We start from the raw sequence: 10,626 nt of genomic DNA, 5'->3' as shown, positions 1-10,626 counted from the left end.
TGGGAGTCGAGTAGGAGTTGTTGGAGTTGTTGGCGATCGCCTAAGTCGTGATAAATATGGTCAACTTCCCACCCCCAAGTTGTGTTGTCTGGGGCAGTTTCAAACAGGGGGTTTGTATATGAATAGGCAATAATTTTCACAGGTTATCTTACTGTTGACTTAATTCTATAATATTACCATCTGGGTCTTGGGTAAATAATGCAGCTCTGCCGGAAGCGCTCATTTGAATTTGGCAATTATTTGCTAGTAGTTGTGTTTTGGCAGCATCTAAGTCAGAGACAGCAAAGGCCAAGTGTCTATTTCTCCCTAATTTTTCTAAATTAACTAGATCTGGGATTATTTCTGAGGATACTATTAGATGTATTTGGAAGTTGCCTACTTGATACCAAGTACCAGGAAAATTGCGGGAGCGTTCGGCTTTTGGGAGTTTGAGAATTTGACCATAGAAATGTTCGGCTTTTTCGAGGTCTGAAACTAACAGAGCTGTATGAAGGGGTTGAGTTATTTGCATAGTTTATATTATTAGTTAAGTGGTTAGCTATTTATAAATTTTGATATCTAAAGGACTGAATTTTCCAATTTTACAAACAGTATATATCTTTATTTACCAGATGTCTACTAGACATCTCCAATAATAAAAAATAAAATCAATTATGGTACATAAATTATCAATTATTTCCCCCTACTCTCTACTCCCTCTTTTCTGGAGATGTCTAGTATATATTTATATAGCAATCAGGAATGAGTTGTAAGAATTGAGGTGTTCCTTAAAAGTATAGAATATAGCGATTATTATATTTATATGATACGTTTTTTTCCTCTTCTCTGTTCCCTGTTCCCTGTTCCCTCCATACCTAAAAATTTCCAATATCTCACAACTCAAATCATATTGCTATAATTATATCCACACTTCAATATTCAATTTTCCTATCTTCCCATATCCCTATTTACTGCCATTCTCCTTGCAAAGTAAAAGCTGCCCAATACTCAGGATCTTGCCATTCTTCTGAATTTAACATCTCAATTTGTGCTGCCCTCAATGCTGCTATTGGCTTCATCTTGTCTAATAAAATTTTCTGATAAAATAAATTCATTAATTTAGCAGTTGCCTCATCATTTACCTTCCACAAACTCACAATAACTCTTGGAGAACCAGCATACATAAATCCACGAGTCAACCCCACAATTCCTTCCCCTTTCACTTCTTCTCCTAAGCCAGTTTCACAATCACTTAATACTACTAATTCTGCTGATAATTTCAAGTTAAATACATCTTCTTTCTTTATCGCTGAAGTTGAGGTGATTTGTCCCAAGTTCAATCAACATCATTGCGGTTGCAGGATATTTTAGATAGCATCTCAATATCAATAAATTGATCGCCATAAAATAAACTTGGCGATCGCTAATTTTTGAGGCCAAAGATTTCTAACTTCCGCCCAATTTTAACCATTCTTCAGGAAGCATATTAGCAACTAAATCAAAGTTACCACTACCATCTGGTTTAACAACGTAAGCTATACCCTGTGGATCGGGATAAATACCTGTTGAAGCTTCAAACAAGTCGTCGTGACCAACAATTACAGTATTTGTTCCTTGTGAAGGAACTGCCGTTAACATTGGGTCTAATCTTGCTTTCATCTGAGCTACTTGTTCGGGGGTGTAGTCTGCCGCTTTAGGAAAGTTGAGGTCGCCATTTTTCTCGTATTTGCCAAATGCCAAATCTGCTGTTTGCCAAGCGCGACAATACTGACTGGAAATCACCTTATCAAAAGGGATAGCATTCTTACGAAACCCTTCTCCAATAGCTTTAGATTGTTTCCATCCCGCTTCACTAAGTGCCCGTTGAGTCGAACAGTCACCCATAACTGCTTTCACTTGATCAGCATAATCTTTCTCTGTTTGGGCGTGACGGAAGTAAATTACATGACCCCCTTGTTTTAAAGCGTTAAGAAGCTCCGTACCACTAAGTTTATCCTGAAAATTAGCATTGGCTAGCTCTCCCTCACTCATGGTTTCTTCACTTGCTACAGTTTGAGCAGTGGGTTCGTCTGTAGCTGTTGTATCATTTGTTGTCTCACTAGGAGGAGAGCTACATCCACTCATAACTACTATAGTAGTTAGGGTAGTGACACTGATAAAAGAGGAAATTTGACTTTTTAACAAATTTAACATTTTACACTTAAGTCTAATTAAGAACTTTACTAAGATCAAAATTTAATACAATTGATAATTTTTGTCAATATACGCCTAAATAGGGTTTGCTGAAAAAGTCTTAGAGGCTTTAAACTATAATTTTTCAGTAAGAGTCAGAATTCAGGAAGAATTAGGAATTGCAGAGAATATAGTCGGAAAAATTGTTCTGAGATTTTTCTACCCTTGTCTGTTCAAAATCCTGACATGTTCTGCTTTTAGAAGCAAAAACCTTGCACTTTTTGAGAATAAAAAACCCTGTAAGCCTGAGCTGGTATTTGATTACAATTTGATTCAGCAAGCCCTAAATAATCTAAGAATAAACAACTTATATCAAGTCTGGATAAGAGCGCGATCAAAAACCTATTTTCTTACACAGAGCAAATCTCCTTATTTTCCCTACTCCCTTATTTATAAAGTGTATTCAACTGGACATGATATAGCGCTACGCGCAAGTCAGAAGTCAGAAGTCAGAAGTAATCCCTGACTAAGTTTGAGCGTCTATAATTGCCCTAACCTATTTGCGTAATGCTATATTAGCTTTGTGTGTGGCGATCGTGTAGCTTCAGACAGAGAGAGTCGTAATATTTGCCGAAAAAACAATACTGATTCGGCAGAAAAAACCCTTTAACAGTTTACTATTCCCTATTCAATTAGCGCTATACTACTATTTTTTGAGGTTGTTGGTAGGACTTACCAACATACAGAAAAGCTATATTTACAGGCTCTAATCATCATTTAGTGCAAAAAAGCATCCTAATGTTTTCTTAAAAATATCTAAAGTTTTTTAGACAAAAGACTACCAAGAGGTAGAAAGGTTATATTCACAACAAAGTGAGGAAAAAGTTTATGGTAACAGCTACAAGACCAGAACAACAAGTTAAAATCGGCCCCACCAAACTATTAATCAATAACGAGTGGGTAGAAAGTGCTTCCGGCAAACGCTTTGAAACAATTAATCCGGCAACAGGAGAAGTTATTTGTGACGTTGCCGAAGCAGATGCGCCAGATGTAGATAAGGCTGTAAGTGTAGCCCGGAAAGCATTTACCAGTGGCGACTGGCCGAAAATGTCTGCTACCCAACGAGGTGAACTCCTCTACAAATTAGCAGATTTGATGGAACAAAATATAGAAGAGTTGGCGAGACTAGAAACCCTAGATAATGGAAAACCACTCAAAGACTCTCTCAATGCAGACTTACGTTTAGCGATCGCCTGTTATCGCTATTATGCTGGCTGGGCTGACAAAGTTCAAGGCAAAACCATTCCTATCAATGGCTCCTACTTCTGCTACACCCGCCACGAACCAGTAGGAGTAGTCGGTCAAATCATTCCCTGGAACTTTCCATTATTAATGCAAGCATGGAAACTTGCCCCAGCCCTAGCAACAGGTAATACATTAGTAATGAAAACAGCCGAACAAACACCATTATCAGCCTTCCGAGTCGGCGAGTTAGCGATCGAAGCTGGTTTTCCTCCTGGTGTAATAAATATTTTGTCCGGTTATGGTCCAACTGCTGGTGCTGCTATTTCTCACCATCACGATATTGATAAAGTTGCCTTCACTGGTTCCACAGAAGTAGGTCACTTAATCATGGAAGCTGCTGCTAAGAGCAACTTAAAGCGAGTGACTTTGGAACTTGGTGGTAAGAGTCCTAATATTGTGTTTGCTGATGCAGATATGGATGCTGCCATTGAAGGGGCACATTTTGGTTTATTCTTTAACCAAGGTCAGTGTTGCAATGCCGGTTCTCGTTTGTTTGTAGAAGAGAAATGTTATGACGAATTTGTAGCCAAAAGTGTAGAGCGGGCAAAACGTCGGCTGGTGGGCGACCCGTTTGCAGATAATACTGAACAAGGGCCTCAGGTAGATGAGGAACAGTTTAATAAAGTGATGGGTTATATTGAATCTGGTCAACGGGATGGTGCCCAGATGTTATGTGGTGGAGCAAGAGTTGGCGATCGCGGTTATTTTATTGAACCTACTGTATTTGCTGACGTGCAAGATGAGATGAAGATTGCCAGAGAAGAGATTTTTGGTCCGGTGATGAGCATCATTAAGTTTAAGGATATTGATGAACTGGTGCAAAGGGCAAATGATACAATATATGGTTTAGCTGCTGGAGTCTGGACACGAGATGTAGGTAAAGCTCATGCTGTGGCTCATGCTGTTCGTGCTGGTACAGTTTGGATAAATTGTTATCATGTGTTTGATGCTGCTGCACCGTTTGGTGGTTTTAAGCAGTCTGGTATTGGTCGGGAGTTAGGTGAGTATGGTTTACAGCAGTATACAGAGACAAAGACTGTGACTGTGAAGATGTAGTTTATGATTAATTATTACTACTAGACATCTCCGAAAATAGTAGGGACGTTCCATGGAACGTCTCTACAAGAATATTTGGCGTTCTATCTTGACGGAAGAAAAACTGGCTTTATAGCAGAATTCATATCATGTCCGGTGAAAAAGTTAGAAAAAGTTATAACTTTAGATAGAGAGCTTGAATTTGACCGTAGAAGAAAATTATTATAGATAATAATATGCTTTAGCTGCCAATAAATTACGGTCGAGAAAAAAAATGAATCCAGAAACAGCTTTTGAATTTGTCAATAATCAAGATCTTAAGCAAAAAAGAAGAACTTTGAGCGATTTACAAAAGAGTATTTTTTGCCTAGCTTGGGAAGGTGAAAGATATGCAGAAATATCGGCAAAAACGAATTTTGATGAAGGATATATCAGACAAGAAGCTGCGAAATTATGGAAAATACTAACAGAATTATTTGAACAAAAAGTCTCCAAAACTAATTTTCGCGGAATAGTAGAAACAGAAATCCAAAAAGATAGCGATCGCCAAAAATTTACCCTATCCCAACAAATGAGACAGTGGTTTGAAATCTTAGACTACAAATTTGACAGCGATAACGTTGAGGGTATAATTGAGAACAAAAGGTTTTTTGAGTGGATTATTACGATTAAAGTGAAGTTAATGGGCAACGTTCGCGTCCTCGTCCGAGGGGTAGAAGGGGAAGCAGAAATTTGCGATCTAAATGCTTTGCGTCATTCGGTGGAGAACAAAAGAACAAAATATGGATGGCTGGTAGCCGTCCGTCGTATTAGTAAAGCAGCTCGCGATGAAGCCAAAAAGCCAGAAAATCAAAACTTATTTTGCTACACCTTCGACGAACTCATAGACCAAGAAGCACACTTCAGTGGCTATTGTCAGTGGTTGGAGGAACAAGTCAAACAGCGGGGTATGGATGTTAAATATGTTCCCCTGGCCTGTAGCAAGGTAGAGGTTGACCCGAATACTAAACAAAAAATAGGGGTCAGTCACTACGATGAAGATGACGGCTGGATAGATGGTTATGTTGACCGATGGCAGGGCGATCCGGCAAAAAAACATCTTTCGGTTTTGGGCGAGTTCGGTACTGGCAAAACTTGGTTTGTATTCCACTATGCTTGGGAACAGTTGCAGCGCTATTTGGATGCGAAAAAGCGAGGGGTGGAACGTCCCCGCTTGCCTCTAATTATCTTGCTGCGGGATTATGCTAAGGCGGTTAATATCAAGTCTCTGTTTTCTGAGTTCTTTTTCCGGCAACACGAGATTCCACTGCCTGGTTATTCGGCTTTTGAATTTCTCAACCGTATGGGTAAATTCTTGGTGATTTTTGACGGTTTCGACGAAATGGCGGCTAAGGTAGATCGGCAAAAGATGATTAATAATTTTTGGGAATTAGCGCAAACGGTGGTGCCGGGGGCTAAGGTAATTCTTACTTGTCGGACCGAGCATTTCCCAGAAGCTAAGGAGGGTCGTGCTTTGTTGAATGCGGAGTTGCAAGCTTCTGTGGCTAATTTGACTGGGGAACCACCACAGTTTGAAGTGTTGGAACTGAAGAAATTTAACGACGACCAAATTCGTCGAGTGCTTTCTTTTGAGGCGGAACAGGCAACGGTGGAAAAGGTAATGAGTAATTCTCAATTATTAGATTTAGCTCGCCGTCCGGTGATGAGCGAGTTAATTCTGGAGGCGTTGCCAGAAATTGAGGCGGGGAAGGCGATCGATTTAGCAAGGATTTATCTCTATGCGGTGAAACACAAGATGGAACGAGACATTGAGCAAAAGCGGACTTTTACTTCCCTAGCGGATAAGTTGTATTTTCTCTGCGAATTGTCCTGGGAAATGTTATCTAATGACAAGATGAGTCTTAACTATCGGGAGTTTCCAGACCGCATTCGCCATTTGTTTGGGGCAAAAGTTGAAGCAGAAAAAGATTTAGACCACTGGCATTACGACATGATGGGTCAAACAATGTTGATTAGAAATGAGGATGGGGATTACAGTCCTGCTCATCGTTCATTATTGGAGTTTTTTGTTGCCTATAAGTTTGCTGCGGAGTTGGGGGTGTTGCCTGTAGATTTTTTGGAAGTGGCAGTGGCGCAGTCTCATATCAATTCCCAGGCAACGACTCAGGAATATACTTGGTCTGAATATTTCCGTCGGGAAGTGGATGCTAGGGGAGGGGTTATTTCTATTTCACCTCTAAAAACATTTTCTAGAGAGTCTCTGGAGCGTTTGCGTTCTACTTTTGGAGAGATGTCTTTGGTGAAGGCGGTTCTAGATTTGTTGATTCCCATGCTTTCTGGGGAAATAACGAAAGCGCAAACCTGCCGGAAGTTACGGGAAGTTGTGGAGGCGACGCGAGGGAAAACTGTTGAAGAGGTTAGTTATGTGGGTGGCAATGCAGCGACTTTGTTAGTGAAAATTGATAATGTTGCTTTGGAGGGTTGCGATTTGAGTCAGGCTGTCATTAAGAGGGCTGATTTTACTGGTGCAAGTTTGCAGGATGTTAATTTAACTGAGGCAAATTTGGCTGATTCCACTTTTACTGGAACCTTTGCTAGTGTTTTGTGCATAGCCTTTAGTCCTGACGGCAAAATGTTTGCAACGGGCAATGCTAACTGCGAGGTTCGTGTATGGCAGGCAGATGGTAAACCTCTATTTGAGTTTAAAGATGGCACTGCTTGGGTGTATTCAATTGCCTTCAGTCCCGATAGTAAAACTATAGCAAGTGGAGATTCTGTGGGCATAGTTAGACTATGGGATGCTAGCACGGGTCAATGCTTGCAAAGCGTCCATAGTTACCCCGTGAGCATAAAGTTACTTGCCTTTACTTCAGATAGTTCTAAAGTTATAAGTTGTAGCCAAAACGGAACTGTAAATTTCTGGAATCCTAGTACAGGTGAACAACTGTCAAATTTGCAGTTAGAAACAAATCAACTCAATTCGTTCGCTTTGACCTCTGACGGTCAAACTATTGCTACTGCTGCTGGTGACGGTTTGATTAAGCTCTGGAAAATTGATAGTGGTGAATGCTGGCAAACCTTATCAGGACATATGGGTGCAGTCAAGTCTCTCAGTTTCAGTCCAGATGATGAAATTCTCGTTAGCGGTGGCGATGACTGTAACGTAAAACTTTGGAACCATGCCACAGGTAAGTGCTTACAAACTTTTTCAGGACACACCGATACAATCAGAACTGTCGTTTTCAGTCCCGACGATCAAATCCTTGTCAGTGGTGGTGATGACCAAAGCATAAGGCTGTGGAGTCTCAGTAGCGGCGAATGTTTGCAAATTTGGCAGGAACACGCAAGTCAAGTAAATGCCGTTAACTTCAGTTCCGACAGTCTGACCCTTGCAAGTAGCAGCAACGACAATACTATAAAGCTGTGGGATCTTAGCAAGCAACAGTGCTTTAAAACTTTTAAAGGATATAATAATGCGGTAGAGTCAGTTGCTTTCAGTCCTGACGGCAAAACTCTCATTAGTGGTGGCGACGATCATCTAGTAAGACTTTGGCAGGTTGACACTGGTCAATGTATGCAAGTTTTTTCAGCACACACCAGTATATTACACTCGGTTACTTTTAGTCCAGACGGTGAAATAATAGCTAGCGGTGGCGAGGATAAAACAGTAAAGCTCTGTAGAGTTGTAACTTTTGATTGTATTCAAACATTATCAAAACATACTGATTTAATACATTGTGTTGCCTTCAGTTCAGGTGGTAAAACCCTGGCCAGCGGTAGCAATGACCAAACAGTGAGGCTGTGGGAAGTCAAAACAGGCAAATGTTTGAAAACTTTGCAAGAGCATACCAACCAGGTCAGAAGTGTCGCTTTTAGTTCGGATGACAGGATTCTTGCTAGTGGCAGTGAAGACCAAACGATAAGAATCTGGAGCGTCAATACTGGTGAGTGCAGGCAAATTTTGATGGGACACAATGCTGGAGTGGACTCAGTTGCCTTTAAACCAAACAGTGGTATTCTTGCTAGTGGCAGTACCGATAAAACAGTGAAGTTATGGGACACCTACATAGGTAAATGCCTCAAGATTTTGGAAGGACACAGTCTTGCAGTTCTTTGTGTCGCGTTCAGTTCTGACGGTCAAATTCTTGCCAGTAGCAGCGACGATAGCACTATAAGGCTCTGGGATGCCAGCACAGGTGAATGTCTGAAAGTTTTGCAAGAACATACCAGTTGGGTGTATTCAGTTACCTTCAGCCCCGACGGTAAAACCCTTGCTAGTGGTAGTGGAGACGAAACAATTAAATTCTGGAACGTCAAAACAGGAGAGTGCATCAAAACCCTGAGAGTACCCAGACCTTATGAAAACGCCAACATTACCGGAGTCACAGGATTAAACAACGCCCAAAAAGCCAGCCTAAAAGCATTGGGAGCAGTGGAATATTGAACATTAGAATCTATGACAGAGGTAACAGACTGTAGGGGAGAATGGCCATTCTCCTGACAAGATTTTTCCTTCTTCCTTCTTTCCTCTTCCCTCTTCCCTCTTCCTTCTGCTATAACAGGAGCGATCGCATACGCTTAACCGGAGGTTATCAGTTGCTAGCAAATCTGCTAAAATATAAGTCAACCTATCATTATATAATCCAGAAGAAATATGTCGGATGTCACCATCAAAGACTTAGAAATAGTACAAACGCTATTCAACGAAGCTGGCTTAGATTATCAATTAGAATTAGAAGGTGGAAAAATATCAGTTATGGGGCCATCAGATATTGTTTCGAGCGAAGTAGGTATTCTGTTTAGTCGTTTACTAGGAAATTGGGTTTACCCCCGTCGTCTGGGGCGAGTATTTGACTCTGCTGGTGGTTTTATCTTACCCGATAGCAACCTCAAAGCACCAGATGTATCTTTTGTCAAAGCTGATCGCTTGCGACGCAGTATCCGCTATTTTGCAGAAATGGTACCCGATCTAGCAGTGGAAATCAAATCTCAAAGTGACCGACTCCCCCCTCTAAAAAAGAAACTCCTAAAATATATTGAATTGGGAGTGCAAGTCGCAATATTAATCGATCCTGATGAAGAAACAGTAATAATTTATCGCCCCACAGGAGAACCCATTGAACTTACCGAGGATGATATATTGAGCATTCCCGAACTATTCCCTGGTTGGGAAATATCAATTTCCGAACTTTGGCCGCCCGTCTTTGATGAGGAAGAATAAGTGAAGCAATATCGCTCCTTTTTAGCACATAGAATCTATGTTTGAAAAAAAGAGCGATCGCATACTCTTAAGCAGAGGTTATCGCTTGCTGGTAAATCTGCTAAAATATAAATCAACCTATCATCATATAATCCAGAGGAAATATGCCGGATGTCACCATCAAAGACTTAGAAATAGTACAAACCCTATTCAACGAAGCTGGTTTAGATTATCAATTAGAATTAGAAGATGGAAAAATATCAGTTATGGGGCCATCAGATATCGTTTCGAGCGAAGTAGGAGTTCGTTTAAGCGCCTCTCTTTATGCCTGGATAAACCCCCGTCGTCTGGGGCGAGTATTTGAATCCGCAGGTGGTTTTATCTTACCTGATAGGAACCTCAAAGCACCAGACGTATCTTTTATCAAAGCCGATCGCTTGCCACGAAGCATCCGCTATTTTGCAGAAATGGTACCCGATCTAGCAGTAGAAATCAAGTCTCAAAGCGATCGACTCCCACCTCTAAAAAAGAAACTCCTAAAATATATTGAATTGGGGGTGCAAGTCGCAATATTAATCGATCCTGATGAAGAAACAGTAATAATTTATCGCCCCACAGGAGAACCCATTGAACTTACCGAGGATGATATATTGAGCATTCCCGAACTATTCCCTGGTTGGGAAATATCAATTTCCGAACTTTGGCCGCCCGTCTTTGATGAGGAAGAATAGATGAAGCAATATCGCTCCTTTTTACCACATATAATCCATGTTTGAAAAAAGAGCGATCGCTTGTTTATAAAAAATAGAAATCATCAACAATCTCAAATTATTTCGCCTTCGCCACATTCATAATATCATTCATTACTTAACCAGATTCCTCTATATTTACTAATATCATTTGATTTGCTTGTTTGACCTAATAGGTTCACTATA

At 40.6% G+C, this 10,626-nt stretch carries 7 protein-coding genes and 1 pseudogene; 4 read left to right on the top strand and 4 right to left on the bottom strand.

The genetic code is table 11. The annotated features are described in order from the left end of the window. Positions 1-148 precede the first annotated feature (148 nt). The 4 genes and pseudogenes from AC3DU7_RS14265 to AC3DU7_RS14250 form a co-directional block, all read right to left on the bottom strand. The gene (locus tag AC3DU7_RS14265; RefSeq protein WP_488039996.1) at positions 149-511 is read right to left on the bottom strand and encodes a VOC family protein; all 363 of its coding nucleotides are present in this window, start codon (positions 509-511) and stop codon (positions 149-151) included. A gap of 436 nt (positions 512-947) precedes the next feature. Next, positions 948-1,274: pseudogene (locus tag AC3DU7_RS14260) on the bottom strand (CHAT domain-containing protein); the annotation flags it as partial. After that, positions 1,264-1,419: a hypothetical protein gene (locus AC3DU7_RS14255; RefSeq protein WP_488039997.1), complete on the bottom strand. Its 156-nt coding sequence runs from the start codon at positions 1,417-1,419 to the stop codon at positions 1,264-1,266. The pseudogene AC3DU7_RS14260 and the gene AC3DU7_RS14255, both read right to left, overlap by 11 nt. 6 nt (positions 1,420-1,425) lie before the next feature. Continuing rightward, the gene (locus tag AC3DU7_RS14250) at positions 1,426-2,172 is read right to left on the bottom strand and encodes a histidine phosphatase family protein (protein WP_488039995.1); all 747 of its coding nucleotides are present in this window, start codon (positions 2,170-2,172) and stop codon (positions 1,426-1,428) included. Between the two features lie 867 nt (positions 2,173-3,039). Here AC3DU7_RS14250 and AC3DU7_RS14245 point away from each other — a divergent pair. From AC3DU7_RS14245 to AC3DU7_RS14230, 4 genes are all read left to right on the top strand, one after another. After that, positions 3,040-4,512 (top strand): aldehyde dehydrogenase family protein, encoded by a 1,473-nt coding sequence (locus AC3DU7_RS14245; protein WP_488039525.1) that lies wholly within the window; start codon positions 3,040-3,042, stop codon positions 4,510-4,512. 253 nt (positions 4,513-4,765) lie between these two features. After that, positions 4,766-8,935 (top strand): NACHT and WD40 repeat domain-containing protein, encoded by a 4,170-nt coding sequence (locus AC3DU7_RS14240; protein ID WP_488039994.1) that lies wholly within the window; start codon positions 4,766-4,768, stop codon positions 8,933-8,935. 210 nt (positions 8,936-9,145) lie between these two features. Continuing rightward, a complete protein-coding gene (locus AC3DU7_RS14235; protein ID WP_488039522.1) occupies positions 9,146-9,712 on the top strand; it encodes a Uma2 family endonuclease in 567 nt (188 codons plus the stop codon). Positions 9,713-9,855: 143 nt separating this feature from the next. Then, a complete protein-coding gene (locus AC3DU7_RS14230) occupies positions 9,856-10,422 on the top strand; it encodes a Uma2 family endonuclease (protein WP_488039993.1) in 567 nt (188 codons plus the stop codon). Positions 10,423-10,626: the final 204 nt, after the last annotated feature.

This window comes from Okeania sp., assembly GCF_983059655.1.
The sequence above is the reverse complement of the archived record's forward strand: the minus strand, read 5'-3'. Positions and strand labels throughout refer to the sequence as shown.

Bases quoted from the DNA above. Each gene is read 5' to 3' on its own strand.
- AC3DU7_RS14265 (WP_488039996.1), bottom strand. From the start codon at position 511: ATGCAAATAACTCAACCCCTTCATACAGCTCTGTTAGTTTCAGACCTC.
- AC3DU7_RS14250 (WP_488039995.1), bottom strand. From the start codon at position 2,172: ATGTTAAATTTGTTAAAAAGTCAAATTTCCTCTTTTATCAGTGTCACT.
- AC3DU7_RS14245 (WP_488039525.1), top strand. From the start codon at position 3,040: ATGGTAACAGCTACAAGACCAGAACAACAAGTTAAAATCGGCCCCACC.
- AC3DU7_RS14240 (WP_488039994.1), top strand. From the start codon at position 4,766: ATGAATCCAGAAACAGCTTTTGAATTTGTCAATAATCAAGATCTTAAG.
- AC3DU7_RS14235 (WP_488039522.1), top strand. From the start codon at position 9,146: ATGTCGGATGTCACCATCAAAGACTTAGAAATAGTACAAACGCTATTC.
- AC3DU7_RS14230 (WP_488039993.1), top strand. From the start codon at position 9,856: ATGCCGGATGTCACCATCAAAGACTTAGAAATAGTACAAACCCTATTC.